Here is a 19,841-nt window from a genome sequence, read left to right on the forward strand (position 1 = left end):
AATTTTACACTAAAAAAATATGAGCAAGGCTTAAGAAAGTTAGGAAACCTAGAGCATCGGTTATGGTTGTTAAAAATACACCGGAGCCTGCAGCGGGGTCTATATCAAAATAATGCAGTATTATAGGAATAGCAGAGCCGAATAATCCGGCTACTAAAAAATTTAAAATAACTGCAATAGCAAAAATAATGCTAAGATTTAAGTCAAGCAACATCACAAAGCTAAGTCCTGCTCCGATAATTGCAAGTACAAAACCGTTAAAAGCCGATACGGCTATTTCTTTTAATATAACTTTATTGACATTATTATAATGAATATCTTTATTAGCAAGGGCTCTAACCGTAACGGTCATGGCTTGTGTTCCGGCATTTCCGCCCATTGAAGCTACAATAGGCATAGTGGCTGCAAGTGTTACAAGTTTTGCAATAGTATCGTTAAAATGGTTAATGATAAGTGAGGTCATGCAGGCAGTGATTAAATTAACAAAGAGCCAAGGAAAACGATGTTTAACGGTATAAAATACATTGAAGAAAGTATCTTGAGTGTGCACCCCGCTTAATGATAATATATCTTTTCCGGCTTGTTCTTCGATAATATAAATTATATTATCGATTGATACGCTACCTACTAACTTACCGCTTTTATTTACTACCGGTACAATAGTTAAAGCATATTGTCTAAAAATGAAGCTTAGTTCGTTTAAGTCGGTAAAAGCATCTGCAAGCTTAAAATCTTTGCTCATCAAATCTTTTATTAATTCATTTTTTTTGCCTTTAATTAGCGTGCTAAGAGAAATAATACCGATAGGGCGTAATTTATTATCCGTAACAATTGCAGCATAAAAGTCATTTTTTACGTTCTTGATAAAATTTAATGATTCCTCGACCGTCCATCCTTCTTGAAGATTAATAAAATCTCGCTCAATTACTCTACCTACCGTATTTTCAGGATATGTACAACCTACGGTAATTTGGTGTTTTTTTTCTTTAGTGAGATTACTTAGGATAAGGTCTTTTATATCATCGTCTAGATCGATTACTACTTCAATAGCATCTTCTATAACTAGCTTATTGATTAATTCTGCAGATTTTTTTATGCCTAAAGTTTCTATTATTAGAGGTTTACTATAAGCATTTAACGATACTAACGTTTCAGGCTTAATTTCATCCTGTAATAAGGGAATAATTATTTTATATGTTTTATTGTTAAGATTATCTAAGAAATCCGCTAAATCGGCATAATGAAGTTTGGCCAGCCTGCTTGCAGCAGCATCATAATTGTGATCTTCGATCAGATCATTAATTTGATCAAAAATTTCAGCAAATTGATCGTGATGATCAGGTAAGATGCTTTTAAATATATTGAAATTAGGCATAACCTATTTACCTAATAGTTTATTAGACTTAGTTAATTATAATTATTTAAAACTGATTTAGTTAGGCTTGGCACAGAATTGTGTACAATTTGCTAATCAATATAAATCACAGAGTACAAATAAGCAATAGTTTTTATTTTAACTCCTTTTCATTTATCAGGAGTATACAATTAGCACAAACATTTGCTAACAAGAAGAACTTAGGAGTAAATATAAAATCTGAAGTGTTAAAACAGAAAAGTTTTAAGGCAGTGACCTCAGAACAAAGAAAAGAGCAACCTGCAGCAAGAAGTCGCTAATTTGACTTTGTGAAAAACGGCGAATGGTGCGGTCGAGAAGACTTGAACTTCCAATCTTTTTACAGAACAGCACCCTCAATGCTGCGCGTCTACCAATTCCGCCACGACCGCTTAAGTTTTACTCTATAGCAGATTATAAGTAAAATATCAATAGAGTTGTTGTTTTAACGTCATTGCAAGGGCATATATAGGTTTCCGTCATTGCGAGCGACTGAAAGGAGCGTGGCAATCTCAGGACTTTAGCACGAGATTGCTTCGTCAAAACTTACAGTTTTTCCTCGCAATGACGGCAAAGCTATTCAAGATAAATCAACAACAAAACTAGGTGTAATCGATTGTTTAGCAGCAGCTTTCGTTAAACTATCTAGTTTTTCTTCAATATTATCAAAATTAATGTGATATTCTCTAGAATTTCCGGTTAACACTAGGCCAGAGTCTATACCGAGGCGATTTGCAGCAAGTATATCGGTGTAAAAAGTGTCCCCAATCATTAACATACGATTCTTAGGGGTATTATGACATTCTTTTAAAATCTTGCTATATATTTCTTCATATGGCTTACCGCTATAAATTACTTTTCCACCAAGCTGCTTTATTTTTTCAGCATAATAGCCGCTACAATATCTATAAACACTGTGCTGATTTATTCCAAGGTCAGGATTAGCACAAATATTGACCATTTTATGTTGTACAACAATTTTAAATAATTCATTGAACTCGTTTAAATCTAAATTTTCGTTTTCATCTCTATAGATAGTCATTAAGAAAATATTAGCTTTGTTAATATCATCAGTGATAGGACATTGAATTCCGTTTATTATATCATTTTTTAAATGTCCTAAGTGATATATTATCGGCTTTTCAATACCGAATCGTTCTTTACTTTCTAGGATCATTTGCACTGCTATTTCACCTGAGCTAATAATCATTTCAGGTAACACGTTTACTCCCCAAGATTTAATTGTTTGATGCAGCGAAAAAATATTTCGCGGAGCATTAGTAACAAAATATACTTTTTTCCGTTTAATAATTTTATTAATATTTTCTACGACGCCCGGATAAGTATGCCCTCCTTCGATTATTACACCCCAAAGATCAAATAAAAACACATCATAATCATCTATCACGTCGAAAATATTTTTTAACTTTAATGTATTCATTGTTATCTCGCTAATTTGGTATTGACTAGAAAAAGTTGACTTAAAGTTTCGGTGTCATTCCCGCTCTTGCGGGAATGACATAAGAGCTATGCAACAAGGTCTTCAGTCGTTCGCAATGACGGTGTCAGCCTTTATTTTGTTATCTCGCTAATTTTAAATCAAGAAACTTTACTATTTTAATAAGTTACGTTATAGTAATTTTTATTGTTTCTAGCAACAAATATATAGAGCTGAATATATAAATATAAAGATTATGTCGGAAATTGAAGAAAAATTTAACGAATCATCATACGGTGCTGATTCTATTAAGGTTTTAAAAGGTCTTGAAGCTGTAAGAAAAAGACCCGGAATGTATATCGGGGACGTTGGAGACGGGTCGGGTCTACATCATATGATTTATGAAGTAGTCGACAACGCTATCGACGAATCGCTCGCCGGTTATTGCGATCTAGTACGAGTAACATTAAATAAAAACGGTTCGGTAACCGTATCTGATAACGGGCGAGGTATACCCGTTGAAATTCATGAAGAAGAAGGAATATCGGCAGCTGAAGTTATTATGACGCAACTTCACGCCGGCGGTAAGTTTGATCAGAACTCTTATAAGGTTTCAGGCGGTCTACACGGTGTCGGTGTATCGGTTGTAAATGCTCTTTCTGAGTGGCTTGAGCTGCGTATTTGGCGTAATAATAAGGAATATTTGATTAGATTTAATAATGGTATAACAGAAGCTCCGCTTGCGGTTGTCAAAGAAAATATTGACAAAAAAGGTACGGAAGTTACTTTTTTCCCATCTGTAGAAACGTTTACTAATATAGAATTTGATTCCGGCACTATAGAACATCGTCTTCGTGAGCTTGCTTTTTTAAATTCAGGAGTAAAGATTTTACTCGTCGATAATCGCTTTGAAGAAGCTAAGGAAGTAGAGTTTTATTATACGGGCGGTATAGAAGCTTATGTAAAATATATAGACAGAGCGAAGCACGCTATTCATCCATGTATAGTAGTTAATACGGAGAATGATGAGTCCGGTATAAGTCTTGAGCTTGCGATGCATTGGAACGATTCTTATCACGAAAATATTTTATGCTTTACTAATAATATTAGGCAGCGTGACGGCGGAGCTCATCTTAGTGCTTTCAAATCAGCGATAACACGTGTTATTACCTCTTACCTTGATACTACGGGTCTTAATAAAAAAGCTAAAAATGACTTTAGCGGTGAAGATACTAGGGAAGGGCTATGTTGTGTGCTTTCCGTTAAAGTTCCTGATCCTAAATTTTCTTCTCAAACAAAAGATAAGCTAGTAAGCTCCGAAGTACGACCGGTTGTTGAGAATGCCGTTTATACAAAGGTTCTTGAGTGGTTTGAAGAGCATCCGGCAGAAGCTAAGGCAATTATAGCTAAGATTATGGAAGCGGCTAATGCTCGTGAAGCTGCTAGAAAAGCAAGGGAGCTAACTCGAAGAAAATCAGCTTTAGAAGTCTCGAATTTACCCGGTAAGCTTGCCGATTGCCATGCAAAAGATCCGGCAATTTCAGAATTGTTTATTGTTGAGGGAGACTCTGCGGGCGGTACTGCAAAACAGGGTAGGGATAGTAAAATTCAGGCTATATTGCCTCTGCGTGGTAAAATTTTGAACGTTGAGCGAGCAAGGTTTGATAAAATGCTCGGTTCGGACCAAATCGGTACGTTAATTACAGCTCTTGGGATTAGTGTTGAACGAGAATTTTCCTTAGAAAAGCTTAGATACCATAAAGTTATTATTATGACCGATGCTGATGTTGACGGTTCACATATTAGAACATTATTACTTACATTCTTTTATCGTCATATGCCGGAGCTAATAAATAAAGGTTATCTATACATAGCCCAGCCACCGCTTTATAAGGTAAAGAAAGGAGCAGCCGAGCTTTATTTAAAGAATGAACAAGCACTGCAAGATTATTTGATAAAATCAACTATTAATGATGCAACCTTAACTCTAGACGGTAAAGAACAGTTAGTATGCGATAATTTAGAAGAGCTAATTAATAAAGTAGTTAAGTTTAACGGCTTGCTTGATCATGCTAGCAAAAAATTTAATCGCTCAATTACTGAAATTCTTGCAATTAATGACTTACTTAATAACAAAATATTTGAAGCTGAAAGTGATTTAAGACTTGAAAAAGCTTTAGATGTTTTAAATAGCTTAGAAGAGTCGCCTGATAAAACTAATTGGGAAATTTTAAAACATGAAAATAAAATAGAGTTCTTCCGCTTTAGTAGGGGTTTAAAAGAAAGTAAAATATTGTTGAAAGAGCAGTTGGAATCATTTGAGTTTGTACAAATATCAAAGCTTGCTTTAACAATTTTTGATATATTCGGTAAGCAATTAAAGCTTATAGTGAAAAGTCAAGAATTCGATATTTTAACGCCAAGCCAGTTGTTAAATACTATTATAGAATGCGGGAAAAAAGGTATAAACATCCAGCGTTTTAAGGGTCTTGGTGAGATGAATTCCGACCAACTATGGGAAACTACTCTTGCCCCTGCAAAAAGAACTTTGCTTCAGGTAAGAGTTGCGGAAGTCGATGAAGCGGAGGGCATTTTCTCTACTTTAATGGGTGACGTTGTTGAACCTCGCAGATTATTTATTCAAGCGAATGCTTTAAATGTCGTGAATTTGGATGTGTAGTATAATCGGTGTCATACCGTGGCTTGACCACGGTATCCAGAAAATAACTAAAAATACTAATAATATTATTATTTTTAACTGGATCCCGCGATCAAGTCGTAGGATGACAATATAATCAGTTTCTCCTCGCAATGACGTTACAATTTTATCAAAATAATTTATGCAAAAATTAATTATTCACGGCGGTAAGCCTCTTGAAGGTAGTATTAATATTAGCGGTGCTAAAAATGCCGTGTTACCTATTATGGCGGCATCTATTCTTACCGATAAACTACATATTACTAATGTTCCAAAATTAACGGATGTTAGTACTATGAAAGATTTGTTAAGAAGTCACGGAGCGGATATTGAAATAATAGAACACCAAGATGAATTTGAGCTTATAATTAATACCGGAAATATAAATAACTTTACTGCAGATTATGAAATAGTCCGTAAAATGAGAGCATCGATTTGGGTGCTTGGTCCTTTGCTTACCAAATACGGTAAAGCAAAAGTATCGCTTCCGGGTGGTTGTGCTATTGGAGCAAGGCAGGTAGATTTGCATATTGCCGTATTAAAAGCTATGGGAGCTACGATTGAAATAGAAGACGGTTATATTAACGCTTCAAGTAAAGGACGCTTAAAAGGTACTCATTTTGTTTTTGATAAAGTTTCCGTAGGTGCTACGATTAATGCAATACTTGCAGCTGTTTTAGCAGAGGGAGAAACTGTGCTTTTTAATTGCGGTCGAGAGCCGGAGATAGTTGATTTATGTAATTGTCTTATTAAAATGGGAGCCGATATTGCAGGTGTCGGCACTAGCGAAATAACGATTAAAGGTAAAGATTTTTTAAATAAAGCGAGCTATAAAGTACTTTCTGATCGTATTGAAGCCGGTACTTATATGTTTGCGGCAGCTATTACTAAAGGTGATGTGAAAATTTGTGGAATTGATTACCATATTATAGAAAATATAGCTTTAAAACTCATTGAAACGGGTATAAAAGTCGTGCCGATCAATAACGGAGTCCAAGTAACTTATGAAGGGAAGTTAAATTCAGTTGATTTAGAAACTAATCCCTATCCTGGGTTTGCCACAGATTTACAAGCACAATTTATGAGTCTTATGACGCTTAGCAACGGTGTTTCAATGATCACCGAAAATATTTTTGAAAATCGTTTCATGCATGTCCCTGAATTATGTAGGATGGGAGCAGATATAGTAGTACGAGGTAATAAGGCGGTCGTCCGAGGTGTAGAAATGTTAAAAGGAGCGGAAGTTATGGCAAGTGACCTTAGAGCTTCGGTATCGCTAATACTCGTCGGTCTTAGTACTAATAGCAAAACCGTATTACATCGAATATATCACTTAGATCGTGGCTTCCAAGATTTAGAAAAAAAATTAAGTAATTGCGGTGCGGATATAAAAAGAGTATAATATACTCGATGAACTTCAAAAATTGGCTGCGTCGTTCTACAAGATCTGCGGTACTCACGTATTAAGTATACGCTCCGTTCCTCGACTTGTGAACTCCTTGCTCTTTTTGAAGTTGATCTTCGTATACTCATTTCTTATTTATTCGTAGTATATTATTTTTAACGGAGAAAATTATGGCAAGAATTACAGCAGAAGATTGTAATAAAATTATATCGGATAGGTTTCGGCTTGTTGTTCTAGCAACAAGATATGCTAAATTATTAAATTATAAAGTAGAAACTAGTCAAATAAAAAAAGAAAAGCGTGATAAACCTCCTGTTATCTCATTACGTAGAATTGCTGCCGGAAAAGTATCGGTAGCCCAGTTAGAACAAGACTTAATAAACAGTCTGCGTACAAGAACTATGATAGAGCCGCTTGTTAATCAAGATGAATCAGAAGATGTAGAAGAAAAATTTGAGTATTTACCTGAAGTTTATATCGGGGAAGATTATTCTGATTTAGATGATCAAATCTTTATTGATGAGAATGGCGAAGATTATGAAACCGATAAGTAAATGCTTATCGGTGTCGGTACTGATATAGTACAAATTCCTAGAATCGAAAAGATATTACATTTATATCCGGAACTTTTTGCTAAAAAAATTCTAGCTTCAAAGGAATTAAAACAGTTTGCTTTGTTGGATAAAACAAACTGTGCTGCTTTTTTAGCCAAGCGTTTTGCTGCTAAAGAGGCTGTTAGTAAAGCCTTTGGAGTCGGTATAGGTCAAGGTATAAATTTTAAAGATATTACTATACTAAATGATGATTTAGGCAAGCCTATAGTAGAAGTTAGTTCAAACTATACAAACAAACCCCCTCCTTTTAATATTCACCTTTCTCTTTCTGATGATTATCCTGTATGCGTAGCATTTGCTGTGATTGAGAGTAGTTATAATGTTATGCCTGCGTAGATCAGTTTTCCCGTCATTGCGAGGAAATTACGAAGTAATCTCAGGATTTTGTTATTATTTCATGAGATTGCCACGCAGCCTATGGCTGCTCGCAATGACGATTTGCTACCCACAATACCCGTTCGCAATGACAAAATATAAATTACGATCCGGCTTTGCTATCTGCTTTAGGTAACATGATTTTTAAATCAGCTTTAGCTTCTAAATCAGAAATATATTTCTTTAGTACTTCTGCAGCTAATATATTATCAATAGTTACTTTTGCTTCTTCTTTTGTTGGAATAGGCACAGGTTTTTTCTCAAGCACTTTGATAATATGCCAACCGAAATCGGTTTTTACAGGAGTTGAAACTTCATTTACTTTTAAAGCAAAAGCTTTCTTTTCAAATTCCGGTACTAACTGCCCAGGTTGATTTAGTAGAATGTAACCGATAACGCCGCCGTTTGAAGCTGAAGCTTTATCAAGAGATGACTCTTCTGCAAGCTTAGTGAAATTTCCGCCTTTGCTTAATTTGGTCTTTATATCGTTAGCTTCTTTTTGGGATTTAACTAAAATATGAGCAACTTTTATTTGCTCTTTACCTTTAAGATTACCGACATATTTAGTATATTCGTCATCAAACATCTTATCTGTAATGTTAGATTTTATGTAATTTGCTAGTAATTCTTGTTGAGCTAATTGATTTTTTGCATTTTTAAGTTTTTCTTGGAATTCTTTAGATGAAGTAATATTTGATTTAGCAACTTCTTCTTTTAACAAAAGATTATTAACATAAATTTTTATTAATTTTTCCTGATCTTGCGGCGGAAAATCATCAAAATTTTTGATTGTTTCACCTGATTGAAGATTAAGCTGAGGCTTAAATTCTTTCATAATTTGCGATTCTTTTACTTCACCGCCTTTATAGGTAGCAACTACTTTGTCTTTATTGGCAAAAGCAATACCGGAAAGCATGCTAACTGATAAAAATATAACAGATAATTTTTTCATTTATGACTCATAATTGTGTTAAACATAAGCTTAAATTTTATAAAAATAATATATAACCGTCAACAGCTATTTGAGAATATTTTATTTATTAATAATAATTTACAAATATTTGTAGTAAAAAAATGCCTTTCAATAAAAAATTATTCATTTAAATAAAATTATAACATTTGATAATTTTATAAAATATACCTATATTTTCAAGTACTAAAACATAAGGACTTTAATGCTTTCTATTTTAAAAAAACTTTTCGGTACTGCAAATGATCGTACTGTAAAAAAACTATTTTCCGAAATTACAAAAATTAACTCGCTTGAGCCTGCTATACAAAAATTATCAGACGAGGAGTTGAAGAATAAAACTGTAGAGTTTAAAGAAAAGCTTAAAAACGGAGCAACTTTAGACGATATAGTATATGAGGCGTTTGCGGTAGTTAGGGAAGCGGCTAGAAGAGTTTGCGGTATGCGTCATTTTGACGTTCAGCTTATAGGTGGTCTTATATTACATAGAGGCATGATTACCGAAATGCGTACCGGTGAGGGTAAGACCTTAGTTGCAACGCTTCCTGCTTACTTAAATGCTTTAACTGGAAAAGGCGTACATGTTGTAACCGTGAATGATTATTTGGTAAGCCGTGATTCTGCTTCCATGGGTAAAATTTACAATTTTTTAGGTTTATCGGTTGGATGTATTGTTGCCGGTATGCCTGATGAAGCAAAACGAGCTGCCTATAATGCCGATATTACCCATGCAACAAATAATGAACTCGGTTTTGACTATTTAAGGGATAATATGAAGTATAGTTTGCAAGAGCGAGTACTTCGTCCTTTTAATTTTGCTATCATCGATGAGGTTGATTCGATTTTGATAGATGAAGCAAGAACTCCGCTAGTTATCTCAGGTCCGGTTAATGATAATTCAGAATTATACGGTAAAATTGATAAAATTGTACGCCTGCTTAATGCAAGTGATTTTGAAAAAGACGAAAAATTAAAAACTATCAATTTAACGGAAACCGGCATTACGCATATAGAATCGCTTTTAAGTAAAGAAAATATTATAAAACCTGATACCGGTTTATATGATTTTGAGAATTTAACTTTAGTACATTATGTTAACCAAGCCTTAAGAGCTCATAATATGTTTACTGTTGATGTAGATTATTTGGTGCGTGAAGGTAAAGTAATGATTATTGATGAGTTTACCGGTCGTGTAATGGAAGGGCGTAGATATTCAGAAGGCCTACATCAAGCATTAGAAGCAAAAGAAAATGTGAAAATTCAAAATGAAAACCAAACTCTTGCATCCATTACTTTCCAAAATTATTTCCGTAATTATCCTAAATTATCGGGTATGACCGGTACGGCTATGACCGAAGCACCCGAACTAAAAGACATATATAATCTCGATGTGGTCGCAGTCCCAACCCATAATAAAGTCACAAGGCTTGACCTTGATGACGAGATTTACGGTAGTAAAAAAGAAAAATATGATGCTATCTTAAAACTGATTAAGGATTGTTACGATCGTGGTCAGCCTATACTTGTCGGTACGATAAGCATAGAAAAGTCAGAAGAACTTTCAAGCGTTTTAAATAAAGAAAAAATCCCTCATAAAGTATTAAACGCCAAATTTCATGAGCAGGAAGCTTTTATTATTGCTCAAGCAGGTAGGTTTAAGGCAGTAACGATTGCAACTAATATGGCAGGGCGAGGCACTGATATTATGCTTGGTGGTAATCCTGAAATGTTAATAGAGCAGTTGGATAAAGAACATAATTATGAAGCTAAAATAGCTGAAATAAAAGCTCAAATTGCCGAAGAAAAGAAGCAGGTTATTGAAGCAGGCGGCTTATTTGTGATAGGTACGGAAAGGCATGAAAGCCGTAGGATAGATAATCAACTAAGAGGAAGATCAGGTAGACAAGGTGACCCTGGTAAAACTAAGTTTTTCCTATCGCTTGATGACGATTTAATGCGTATTTTTGCATCAGATCGTATATCAGGAGTTCTTAGAACACTTGGATTGAAAGACGGAGAGGCTATCCACCATCCGATGATTAGTCGTTCACTTGAGAAAGCTCAGCAAAAAGTTGAAGGACATAACTACGAGATGCGTAAAAATTTATTACGTTTTGATGATGTAATGAATGACCAACGTAAGATAATATACGAGCAACGTACTGAAATTATTAAATCTAAAGATAGTCACGGTTTCTTAAATAGTACTACTGAGGAACTCGCCAAAAAGATAGTATTAACTTTCATGCCGGTAGGCTCTTATAGAGAAGATTGGGATATAGAAAATTTAAGCGTAGAATTACATCGTGTTTTTTCTATAAAATTTGATCATAATTTAGTAAGTAAAAATGATGTAACGGAAGAAGAAATCACGAAGACCGTTATACAAATGGCTCATGATATATATAAGTCAAAAGAAGAAGCCTATAGTAGCGAGTTAATGCATAATGCCGTGAAATATATTTTACTAACTACCCTTGATCAAGTTTGGAAAGATCATTTATATAGCTTAGATCATTTAAGACAAGGCATATCGCTTCGAGCTTATGCTCAAAAAGACCCTCTTAGCGAGTATAAAAGAGAAGCATTTAACTTATTCGAGCAGATGCTTAATAATTTAAAAGAATTATTTATTCAAACAGTATATCACTTCCATATCGACTTAAAACATGTTCAAAAAGAAGATGTTTTGCTTGAGCATAAAAAACTTCAGAAAAGTATGCGTGAGAGTCGGGAAGATCCGGCATTTAGTAAATATAATGCAGGAAGTAGCCTTGAGACTGACCTTAAACCCGTCGTATCACGCATTGACCCAAAAGATAGAAACCCTGAAGATCCTACTAGTTGGGGTAGGGTATCTCGTAATGAGCTATGTCCGTGCGGTTCAGGCAAGAAATATAAATATTGTCATGGTGCAAATGAGTAGATGAAAGCCACTTTACCCGAACGTTCTCTAAAAATCCAAGCTAGGCTTAATTTTATAGTGCAGCAAATTTTAGATATTGCACAAGATAAAATCGCTATGATTATCTTGTACGGCTCTTTTGCAAGAGGCGATTGGGTACGTGATCTACCTAACGGTTACCATAGCGATACCGATATTTTGATAATTCTGAAAAAAGGTAAATATAAAGGGCATGCTACTTTAAGGTTAGAAGATAATATATAAAAGATTAGAAAAAACAGGAGTAATAAATCCTAAGCAAATTATTCCGTATGATTCATTAATATCGATAATTCTAGAGTCAATTGATGAAGTAAATAGACAGTTGGAGATAGCATACGCATCAAGTTAAGAAAAGCAAGTAGGTTATACTGGTATTACGGTAGTAAATTATGAATTAAAAAGAAGCTAATATATGGTATAAATTTTTGCAAGATTAACAACTAAATTGTGAGAATTTATCCTATGGGGAAAATAGTAAACTTAGCAAAACTATGCCAAGAGTTTTTTGGAGAGACAGCCAATAATTTATCCATTACAACAGGATTTATTAAGAGACAACGAAAAATAACTGGTTCAGCTTTTCTAAAAGCTATAGTGTTTGGTAATATGAGCGATAGTAATTGTAGTCTTGATGGAATGCGTAACTTTTTAAGTGAAGAAACTATAGATATTTCTGCCCAAGGCTTAGACTTTAGGTTTACTGAGGTAGCAGTAAAATTTATGCAGTCAATGTATGAACAATGCTTGAAATTATTTAGAAATACTATGCCGCTTGATTGCAACATTTTGCAGCATGCAACATTTTGCAGCAATTTAATAGCGTTAAATTATTGGATAGTAGCCATATTATTCTACCTGCCAATATGGCGGATAAGGTATAAGGGCTGATCAAGGATATAGAGAACATTTATCAAACATATCTACTAAGGACTTATTAATATCTGATTTAGGTTATTTTGTCCCAGCTTCATTTATTCAAATTATCGAACTTGGTGCATATTTTATTAGTCGTTATAAAGCAGATACTAATATATATGACCCTATCACTGAGGAAAAAATTGATTTATTAAACCTATTAGATAATAAATTCTTTTTATCAAAAGATGTACTTTTAGGTAAACAAGCAAAAGTTAAGCTACGGATTATATGTCATAAATTGACTGATGAACAGGCTATTGGTAGAAGAAGGAAGGCTAATTTATTAGCTAAGTCTCATAAATATAAATCTTCTTCAAGAAACCAGAGATTACTAGATTGGTCAATATTTATCACTAATATATCAGAGGATATGGTTAATGCTGAGCATATAATGATAATTTATCGAGCAAGATGGCAAATTGAATTATTATTTAAATTATATAAAAGTCATGCAAAAATTGAAAATCTTAAAGGGAGAAGTAAACCTGCAAGAGTTTTGTGTGAATTATATGGTAAATTATGTAGTGTGCTTATTTTTCATGGATTATCGAATTGTGTAGAATTAGCAAATGATAGAGAAATTAGTTTAACCAAAGCATTTATTGAACTACAGAAAAGGTCAAGAGAATTATTCCTGTCTATTACTGGACGTCTTAATGATTTAAAGCAGTTCCTTAAGAAATTAATTATAGATTGGGGGAGATTTTCTTTGAAAGATAAATATCGTAAAACCAGATTATCTTCCTTAAATACACTAAAATTATTAACAATTATGGCTTAACTTGATGCGTATGGTCGGCGTTATTGTGCGGATCGTTTTATGTCATTCCCGCGTAGGCGGGAATCTAGTAAAACCTATAAAAAACTTGTTTTTATAGGTTTATTTTTTGAATAAATAACTTCTATATCGATATTTGAAGTTATTTTTCTGGATCCCCGCCTACGCGGGGATGACATCGAGTAGGTTTTTCGATCCATGCAATAGTGCCAATGCCATGCAATAACACAATAAAAAGCTCTAAATGATCATCGATGTCAATACTCCTATTTCTTCTAGATTAGATAAATATTTAAAACGTCTATATCCGTTATTGACTCAAGGAGTAATAGAGAAAGCATTACGTCAAAAACAAATTACCGTTAATTCTCAGAAAGTAGAAGCGAGTTTAAGAGTAAAGGGCGGCGATAAAATTTTTATTAACGATAAGTTTAATTTATCTGTTAAGCAACCCGAAAAATTAGTTTTTACCGATGCTGAAATTAAGCTAGCGAAGAAAATTACTACCGATTATCTGATATATGAAGATGATAATTTAATAGCTATAAATAAACCTGCAGGTCTTGCTACTCAAGGTGGCAGTAAAATAAAATTATCTATTGACTCTGCATTAAAATATTTGAATTATAAAGGTGCTGATTTTAAGCTAGTACATAGGTTAGATAAAGAAACAAGCGGTTTACTCTTAATAGCCAAAAATTATTTAAGTAGTGTAAAACTTCATGATGCTTTTAAAGAAAAATTGGTTGTAAAAACATATTTTGCTGTAACCTATGGAAAGCCAATTAAAAATGTAGGCGAAGTTAGAAGTAATATAGAAAAGAGTAAAGGAAGTACACCTAAAATTACTGATATTGATAGTGAAAATGGTAAACTTGCCATTACTTATTATAAATTACTTAAATCGCTTGATAATAACTTATTTTTAATTGAATTTACGCCGGTTACAGGTAGAATGCATCAATTAAGGTTGCATTCTAAATTATTAGGTTGCCCGATACTTGGAGATGATAAATATGGTAATAAAGAAATAATGCCGTATAGTAAATATATGTTCTTGCATGCTAATAATATATGTTTATCTGAAAAAATTTTTGGTAAAGAGATTAAGTTAGAAGCAAAATTACCGTTTTATTTTACTAGACGTCTTACATAACTTGCTTCTAAAGGTAATTTGTACGTCGATCCGGTACTCGAATCCTCACGTACTAAGTGTACGCTGCGGTTCTACGTTCCGTGTCTCCTTCAAATTCCTCTTTATTAGCTGCGTTATGTAAGACGTCTACTGATAAGTTTGTGGAGTGTTGAAGTTATGATTCGTAGATATTTTTTATTGCTGCTTTTTTTAATTACTAATTGTGTTGATTGTTTTGCAGATATACAGCAAAGAATCAATGAAGCAGAAAAAGAATATATAAGTAATAGATTTTTAAATGCCGTTTTTATGTTTGCCGATGATTATAAAACTTTATTAACCGGTGCTAAAGGAATCTTTGCTTTAAACGGTGAGCAATTAAAAGCAAATGAAATGATGCCTATTGCTTCTGCTACAAAGCCTTTTACAGCTGCAGGAATTTTAAAATTACAAGAGCAGGAATTATTAAATATTAACGATAAAATCTATAAATATCTTGATCCGGAAATGTGGGGAGGAAAAGTGCCGGATTGGGCATATAAAATATCTATCCATAATTTATTAACGCATAGTAGCGGTATTGCTGAATATTTTAGTTTTGTTAAACTTGATTTAAATATGCCTAAGAAAGAGATTCATAAGAAAATATTACAATTTGTTTCTTCTAAGCCTTTAGAAATATCTATAGGGAAAAAATTTAAATATAGTAATACTAATTTTGTTATACTTGGTATGATTATCGAAAAGGTGGCTAAAAAAGATTTAGCTAACTTTTTTTATGATGAATTTTTTAAACCTCTTAATATGAAATCTACTAGTTTTGCTTCATATAGTGAAGCCGCTAGAATTCAAAAAAATGTTATTAGTTCTAATTATCCGGTAAGATATTTTTTAACGCCTAATAATAGTAATAAACCTATATTTACTCCTGTAACTGCTGATTTTTTAGCAGTTCCTTGTGCTGACGGCGGTATAATATCAACACCGGTTGATCTTATTAAATGGTATAGGGCATTGAATGAGGGGAAAATTCTTTCTAAGAAGTCGTATAAACTTATGACTACTAAGTATTTTTTAGCAAAAGATATAGAAGGGCGTAAGTCTTATATGGGTTACGGTATTTTCCTTACTGATCTTGATTCTAAGCATTTAATGATTCATTATACGGGAAAAGCCCTTGGAATACAAAGTGAAGCAGGATATGTTTTGCCTGATAATCTTTATTTTGCTATGTTAAGTAATACTATGATTAAAATTCCTGAAGAAGAAAAAGATAAAATTGACATGAAAAATCCTTTAAATCAACTTGGAATAATTTATTTCAGAGATGCAATAATAGGAGCAGCTATAAAAAATTAAATAGACTTCTTGTATAACCTATCTTATAAAGAGGAATTTGAAGGAAACACGGAACGCAGCACCGCAGCGTACACTTAGTACGTGAGGATTCGAGTACCGGATTGACATACAAATTACCTTTAGAAGGAGGTTATACAAGAAGTCTAATGAAGATAGTTACTTGGAATATCAATTCATTGCGTTTACGGATCGATTTATTAAGAAAATTAGCACATGAACATCAGCCGGATATTATTTTACTTCAAGAAACAAAGGTAGCTGATTCATTATTTCCTCTTGAAGTTATTAAAAATATAGGCTATGAACATGTAATATATGCAGGGCAGAAATCATATAACGGTGTTGCTATTATTTCAAAATTTCCTTTGAATAATGCTTTTTCATTGGAGTTATATAATAGTGATAAAAGGCATATAGCCGCTATAGTTAATGATATAGAAATACATAATTTTTATGTTCCTGCCGGTGGTGATGTACCTGATATCGAGGTAAATACAAAATTTAAGCATAAGCTCGAATATGTAAGGTTAATGCAGGAATGGTTAACTACTAACCGTACTAAAAACGATAAAATTATTATTGTCGGGGACTTGAACATTGCTCCGCATGAACATGATGTATGGTCTAGTAAGCAGCTGCGAAATGTTATCAGCCATACCGATATTGAACGCTCGTTATTGGTAGAGCTACAAAACTCGTTAGGTTTTATCGATAGTAGTAGGCATTTTGTTCCGTTTGACGAAAAGTTTTATACTTGGTGGAGCTATAGAAATATAGATTGGAAAAAATCTAACAGAGGTAGAAGGCTTGATCATATTTGGGTTAGCGATAATTTAAAAGATGCATTATTTTCTATGCATTTACTACCAGAAGCACGTGATTGGCCGCCACCTTCGGATCATGTACCGTATTTTGTGAATTTTAATTTTGATGATTTTTAGTTTTATGTCATTCCCGCGAAAGTGGGAATCCAGAAAAAAATTTAAAAAGCCTGGATCCCGTGGTCAAGCCACGGGATGACAATAGTCTTAAGGAGTAATTAGTGGATATTAAGTTAGGAAAATATAAGCCGACAAAAGAAGAATATATAAAAAGCGTTAAAGATATGCTCCTACTGCGTCGTTTTGAAGAAAAATGCGGGCAGCTATACGGTATGGGAGAAATAGGCGGTTTTTGTCATTTATATATCGGGCAGGAAGCAGTAATTTCTGCGGTAGATATGGTTAAACAAAAAGGAGATAGTACAATTACTAGCTATCGTGACCATGCTCATATTATTTTAGCGGGAACAGAGCCTAAATACGTTCTTGCCGAGCTTATGGGACGAGCTACAGGCTGCTCGAAAGGTAAGGGCGGTTCGATGCATTTATTTGACGTACCGAACAAATTTTACGGTGGACACGGTATAGTCGGAGCTCAAGTACCGATAGGTACAGGGCTTGCTTTTGCCGAGAAATATAATGGTACGAATAATATTTGCTTTACTTTTTTAGGTGATGGTGCGGTTAATCAAGGTCAAGTATATGAAGCCTTTAATATGGCTGCTTTATGGGGTTTACCTGTAGTTTATATTATTGAAAATAACGAATATTCGATGGGGACGTCTGTAGCACGTTCTACCTTTATGCGTGATTTATATAAGAAAGGGGAATCGTTTGGGATTAAAGGATTTCAGCTAGATGGTATGGATTTTGAAGAAATGTATGACGGTTCTAAGCAAGCAGCCGAGTATGTTAGAGAAAATAGCTTTCCGCTGATATTAGAGGTGAAAACTTATCGTTATCGTGGGCATTCGATGTCCGATCCGGCAAAATATCGCAGTAAAGAAGAAGTTGAGCAATATAAAGAGCGTGATCCGTTGGTAATAATAAGAAAAACGATATTCGACAATAAATATGCAACCGAAGCAGATTTAAAAGAAATAGAACAGTCGGTAAAAGAAATTGTGAAAGAAGCAGTAGAATTCTCAGAAAATTCACCGCTACCTGATGAGAGGGAGTTGTATACGAATATTTGTCGTACCGTGGCTTGACCACGGCATCCAGTCTTTTTTAATTTTTTTCTGGATTCCCGCTTTCGCGGGAATGACATAAGTACTATAGGAATGACATAGAACATTTAATCAAATAAAAAGAAAAATGCAAATAACGGTACGTGAAGCATTGCGTGATGCGATGCAAGAAGAGATGATAGGAGACGACAAGGTTTTTGTCATAGGTGAGGAAGTTGCAGAATATCAAGGAGCTTATAAGGTAACGCAAGGATTATTAGAGCAGTTTGGTCCTAAGAGAGTAATTGACACGCCAATAACGGAGTATGGTTTTGCAGGGCTTGCAGTCGGGGCAGCTTTTGCAGGACTTCGCCCAATCGTGGAGTTTATGACCTTTAACTTTGCTATGCAAGCATTCGATCATATAGTTAATTCTGCTGCAAAAACGCATTACATGTCAGGCGGGCAGGTAAAATGTCCGATAGTGTTTAGAGGACCAAACGGAGCAGCAAGTAGAGTAGCAGCTCAGCATAGCCAAAATTATACAGCTTGTTATTCTCATATTCCAGGGTTAAAAGTAGTAGCTCCTTATAGTGCCGAAGATCATAAAGGGCTTATGCTCACGGCTATTAGAGACGATAATCCGGTTATTTTTTTGGAAAATGAGATTTTATACGGTCATAGTTTTGACGTACCGGAAACAATCGAGCCTATACCCTTTGGTCAGGCAAAAATTTTAAAAGAAGGTAGTAGCGTCACTATAGTAACTTTCTCAATTCAAGTAAAACTTGCCCTAGATGCTGCAAATATTTTGCAGAATGATAATATTGATTGCGAGGTTATTGATTTACGTACTATTAAGCCTCTTGATACTGAGACGATAATAGAATCGGTGAAAAAAACTAATCGTTTAGTTATAGTCGAAGAAGGGTGGTTTTTTGCCGGTGTCGGTGCAAGTATAGCCTCTATTGTTATGAAAGAAGCATTTGATTATTTAGATGCTCCGATAGAGATTGTCAGCGGCAAAGATGTTCCTCTTCCTTATGCCGTTAATTTAGAAAAATTAGCTTTGCCGAGCGAGATCGATGTAATAGAAGCCGTTAAAAAGGTTTGTTATTATAGTGTTTGATTCCATATTATAAAAGAAAAATAGCAAATTTAAATATTATAAACAATATCTAAACATTGTTAGTTGACTAGCGGCTTTATCAAAAGTAATAGTGTAATTACAGCCGCTAAATATATTTAACTTTCCTATTAAAATATCAGAAAAATCCGCCTTATGAGTCTCATACTCTAAAATAGATAGCCATAAGATTTGTTGGTTCTCAAAACTAAATTCAACTGTGCTAAATATTTCTTTTAATACCATAATTATTTGTTCTTTTGAATATTTATACCCTTTTTCTAATACCCAAACTAATTCACATATAACTATATTATTTATGAATATTGAATTTTCTTGACCGAAGTATTTTTTAATTAATTCTGTAGCTTTAACACTTTGTACAAGATCATCTTCTGTTAAGTAACGAACCAAAATATTTGTATCAATTCCTATCATATGAACCTTTAATAATTTGGTTCATTTCTTCTATTGTAAGAGTATTTTTCGGTTTAGGTAAAATATTCTTCAAGTTTTTAAGAGATTTATTTATAGGTATTACCACAAAAGAATTATCTTGTATTATTACTTCTAGCTTACTGCCGGTAGATAAATTTAATTTTTCCCTGATATAAATAGGAATTGTTATCTGTCCTCTGTTAGTTATAGCTACATAATTTGTTTTCATAACAACCTTTAGATATTTTTAGTATATT

17 protein-coding genes, 1 tRNA gene and 4 pseudogenes are annotated in these 19,841 nt (G+C 33.8%); 14 read left to right on the forward strand and 8 right to left on the reverse strand.

Features of this window, described 5'->3' with window-relative positions; genetic code table 11:
- Window positions 1-4: 4 nt before the first annotated feature.
- From mgtE to REIP_RS05490, 3 genes are all read right to left on the reverse strand, one after another.
- A complete protein-coding gene (gene mgtE / locus REIP_RS05480) occupies window positions 5-1,375 on the reverse strand; it encodes a magnesium transporter (RefSeq protein ID WP_045804013.1) in 1,371 nt (456 codons plus the stop codon).
- A gap of 323 nt (window positions 1,376-1,698) precedes the next feature.
- Window positions 1,699-1,785, reverse strand: a tRNA-Leu gene (locus tag REIP_RS05485).
- A gap of 188 nt (window positions 1,786-1,973) precedes the next feature.
- Window positions 1,974-2,834, reverse strand: a complete 861-nt coding sequence (locus REIP_RS05490; protein ID WP_045804014.1) for a TIGR01459 family HAD-type hydrolase — start codon at window positions 2,832-2,834, stop codon at window positions 1,974-1,976.
- A 253-nt stretch (window positions 2,835-3,087) separates the two neighbouring features.
- On the opposite strand from REIP_RS05490, the gene gyrB reads away from it, so the two are divergent.
- The 5 genes from gyrB to acpS all read left to right on the forward strand — a co-directional run bounded on the left by gyrB (window position 3,088) and on the right by acpS (window position 7,884).
- The gene (gene gyrB / locus REIP_RS05495; protein WP_045804015.1) at window positions 3,088-5,511 is read left to right on the forward strand and encodes a DNA topoisomerase (ATP-hydrolyzing) subunit B; all 2,424 of its coding nucleotides are present in this window, start codon (window positions 3,088-3,090) and stop codon (window positions 5,509-5,511) included.
- Window positions 5,504-5,626 (forward strand): hypothetical protein, encoded by a 123-nt coding sequence (locus REIP_RS13225; protein WP_269429013.1) that lies wholly within the window; start codon window positions 5,504-5,506, stop codon window positions 5,624-5,626. Before gyrB ends, REIP_RS13225 begins: the two co-directional genes overlap by 8 nt.
- A gap of 45 nt (window positions 5,627-5,671) precedes the next feature.
- Entirely contained in the window at window positions 5,672-6,931 is a 1,260-nt protein-coding gene (murA, locus tag REIP_RS05500; protein ID WP_045804016.1) for a UDP-N-acetylglucosamine 1-carboxyvinyltransferase, read from the forward strand.
- A 173-nt stretch (window positions 6,932-7,104) separates the two neighbouring features.
- On the forward strand, window positions 7,105-7,488 hold the full coding sequence (gene rpoZ / locus REIP_RS05505) for a DNA-directed RNA polymerase subunit omega (protein ID WP_008580417.1): 384 nt from the start codon (window positions 7,105-7,107) through the stop codon (window positions 7,486-7,488).
- Window positions 7,489-7,884 carry a holo-ACP synthase gene (gene acpS, locus REIP_RS05510; protein ID WP_008580416.1) on the forward strand — a complete coding sequence of 132 codons (396 nt, stop codon included), beginning with the start codon at window positions 7,489-7,491 and terminating at the stop codon, window positions 7,882-7,884. It abuts the gene before it with no gap.
- A gap of 142 nt (window positions 7,885-8,026) precedes the next feature.
- On the opposite strand, the gene REIP_RS05515 is transcribed toward acpS, so the two are convergent.
- Entirely contained in the window at window positions 8,027-8,875 is an 849-nt protein-coding gene (locus tag REIP_RS05515) for a peptidylprolyl isomerase (protein ID WP_023507896.1), read from the reverse strand.
- 223 nt (window positions 8,876-9,098) lie between these two features.
- Here REIP_RS05515 and secA point away from each other — a divergent pair, with 223 nt between their 5' ends.
- The 3 genes and pseudogenes from secA to REIP_RS05530 all read left to right on the forward strand — a co-directional run bounded on the left by secA (window position 9,099) and on the right by REIP_RS05530 (window position 13,539).
- Window positions 9,099-11,819: a preprotein translocase subunit SecA gene (secA, locus tag REIP_RS05520; protein WP_045804017.1), complete on the forward strand. Its 2,721-nt coding sequence runs from the start codon at window positions 9,099-9,101 to the stop codon at window positions 11,817-11,819.
- Window positions 11,820-12,168: pseudogene (locus tag REIP_RS05525) on the forward strand (nucleotidyltransferase domain-containing protein); the annotation flags it as partial. It abuts the gene before it with no gap.
- Window positions 12,169-12,302: 134 nt separating this feature from the next.
- A pseudogene (locus tag REIP_RS05530) lies at window positions 12,303-13,539 on the forward strand (IS4 family transposase).
- A gap of 74 nt (window positions 13,540-13,613) precedes the next feature.
- Here REIP_RS05530 and REIP_RS13230 read toward each other — a convergent pair.
- Window positions 13,614-13,736, reverse strand: a complete 123-nt coding sequence (locus REIP_RS13230) for a hypothetical protein (protein WP_269429014.1) — start codon at window positions 13,734-13,736, stop codon at window positions 13,614-13,616.
- A gap of 44 nt (window positions 13,737-13,780) precedes the next feature.
- Here REIP_RS13230 and REIP_RS05535 point away from each other — a divergent pair, with 44 nt between their 5' ends.
- Window positions 13,781-14,692 (forward strand): RluA family pseudouridine synthase, encoded by a 912-nt coding sequence (locus REIP_RS05535; protein WP_045804019.1) that lies wholly within the window; start codon window positions 13,781-13,783, stop codon window positions 14,690-14,692.
- Here REIP_RS05535 and REIP_RS09745 read toward each other — a convergent pair.
- A pseudogene (locus REIP_RS09745) lies at window positions 14,674-14,804 on the reverse strand (palindromic element RPE1 domain-containing protein); the annotation flags it as partial. The gene REIP_RS05535 and the pseudogene REIP_RS09745 sit on opposite strands and share 19 nt — an antisense overlap.
- 44 nt (window positions 14,805-14,848) lie before the next feature.
- On the opposite strand from REIP_RS09745, the gene REIP_RS05540 reads away from it, so the two are divergent.
- The 5 genes and pseudogenes from REIP_RS05540 (at window position 14,849) to REIP_RS05555 (ending at window position 19,149) form a co-directional block, all read left to right on the forward strand.
- The gene (locus REIP_RS05540; RefSeq protein ID WP_045804020.1) at window positions 14,849-16,030 is read left to right on the forward strand and encodes a serine hydrolase domain-containing protein; all 1,182 of its coding nucleotides are present in this window, start codon (window positions 14,849-14,851) and stop codon (window positions 16,028-16,030) included.
- A pseudogene (locus tag REIP_RS13700) lies at window positions 16,031-16,200 on the forward strand (palindromic element RPE1 domain-containing protein); the annotation flags it as partial. It abuts the gene before it with no gap.
- Window positions 16,177-16,971, forward strand: a complete 795-nt coding sequence (gene xth / locus REIP_RS05545; RefSeq protein ID WP_045804021.1) for an exodeoxyribonuclease III — start codon at window positions 16,177-16,179, stop codon at window positions 16,969-16,971. The pseudogene REIP_RS13700 and the gene xth, both read left to right, overlap by 24 nt.
- A gap of 101 nt (window positions 16,972-17,072) precedes the next feature.
- Complete coding sequence (pdhA, locus tag REIP_RS05550; protein ID WP_045804022.1) at window positions 17,073-18,062, forward strand: pyruvate dehydrogenase (acetyl-transferring) E1 component subunit alpha; 990 nt, start codon at window positions 17,073-17,075, stop codon at window positions 18,060-18,062.
- Window positions 18,063-18,168: 106 nt separating this feature from the next.
- Window positions 18,169-19,149 carry a pyruvate dehydrogenase complex E1 component subunit beta gene (locus tag REIP_RS05555; protein ID WP_045804023.1) on the forward strand — a complete coding sequence of 327 codons (981 nt, stop codon included), beginning with the start codon at window positions 18,169-18,171 and terminating at the stop codon, window positions 19,147-19,149.
- 36 nt (window positions 19,150-19,185) lie between these two features.
- Here the strand turns inward: REIP_RS05555 and REIP_RS05560 are convergent, their stop codons facing one another.
- Window positions 19,186-19,584: a PIN domain-containing protein gene (locus REIP_RS05560; protein WP_008580287.1), complete on the reverse strand. Its 399-nt coding sequence runs from the start codon at window positions 19,582-19,584 to the stop codon at window positions 19,186-19,188.
- Entirely contained in the window at window positions 19,571-19,813 is a 243-nt protein-coding gene (locus tag REIP_RS05565) for an AbrB/MazE/SpoVT family DNA-binding domain-containing protein (protein ID WP_008580286.1), read from the reverse strand. The genes REIP_RS05560 and REIP_RS05565 overlap by 14 nt, the downstream gene beginning before the upstream one ends.
- Between the last annotated feature and the right edge of the window lie 28 nt (window positions 19,814-19,841).

Origin of the sequence: Rickettsia endosymbiont of Ixodes pacificus, from assembly GCF_000965155.1 — a bacterium.
Classification (GTDB): domain Bacteria; phylum Pseudomonadota; class Alphaproteobacteria; order Rickettsiales; family Rickettsiaceae; genus Rickettsia; species Rickettsia tamurae.

Excerpts from the sequence above, each read along its gene's own strand:
- murA (WP_045804016.1), top strand. The coding sequence starts at position 5,672 with ATGCAAAAATTAATTATTCACGGCGGTAAGCCTCTTGAAGGTAGTATT.
- REIP_RS05555 (WP_045804023.1), top strand. The coding sequence starts at position 18,169 with ATGCAAATAACGGTACGTGAAGCATTGCGTGATGCGATGCAAGAAGAG.
- mgtE (WP_045804013.1), bottom strand. The coding sequence starts at position 1,375 with ATGCCTAATTTCAATATATTTAAAAGCATCTTACCTGATCATCACGAT.
- acpS (WP_008580416.1), top strand. The coding sequence starts at position 7,489 with ATGCTTATCGGTGTCGGTACTGATATAGTACAAATTCCTAGAATCGAA.
- xth (WP_045804021.1), top strand. The coding sequence starts at position 16,177 with ATGAAGATAGTTACTTGGAATATCAATTCATTGCGTTTACGGATCGAT.
- REIP_RS05565 (WP_008580286.1), bottom strand. The coding sequence starts at position 19,813 with ATGAAAACAAATTATGTAGCTATAACTAACAGAGGACAGATAACAATT.
- REIP_RS05540 (WP_045804020.1), top strand. The coding sequence starts at position 14,849 with ATGATTCGTAGATATTTTTTATTGCTGCTTTTTTTAATTACTAATTGT.
- rpoZ (WP_008580417.1), top strand. The coding sequence starts at position 7,105 with ATGGCAAGAATTACAGCAGAAGATTGTAATAAAATTATATCGGATAGG.
- REIP_RS05490 (WP_045804014.1), bottom strand. The coding sequence starts at position 2,834 with ATGAATACATTAAAGTTAAAAAATATTTTCGACGTGATAGATGATTAT.
- REIP_RS13230 (WP_269429014.1), bottom strand. The coding sequence starts at position 13,736 with ATGGATCGAAAAACCTACTCGATGTCATCCCCGCGTAGGCGGGGATCC.
- secA (WP_045804017.1), top strand. The coding sequence starts at position 9,099 with ATGCTTTCTATTTTAAAAAAACTTTTCGGTACTGCAAATGATCGTACT.
- REIP_RS05515 (WP_023507896.1), bottom strand. The coding sequence starts at position 8,875 with ATGAAAAAATTATCTGTTATATTTTTATCAGTTAGCATGCTTTCCGGT.
- REIP_RS05535 (WP_045804019.1), top strand. The coding sequence starts at position 13,781 with ATGATCATCGATGTCAATACTCCTATTTCTTCTAGATTAGATAAATAT.
- gyrB (WP_045804015.1), top strand. The coding sequence starts at position 3,088 with ATGTCGGAAATTGAAGAAAAATTTAACGAATCATCATACGGTGCTGAT.
- REIP_RS13225 (WP_269429013.1), top strand. The coding sequence starts at position 5,504 with ATGTGTAGTATAATCGGTGTCATACCGTGGCTTGACCACGGTATCCAG.
- REIP_RS05560 (WP_008580287.1), bottom strand. The coding sequence starts at position 19,584 with ATGATAGGAATTGATACAAATATTTTGGTTCGTTACTTAACAGAAGAT.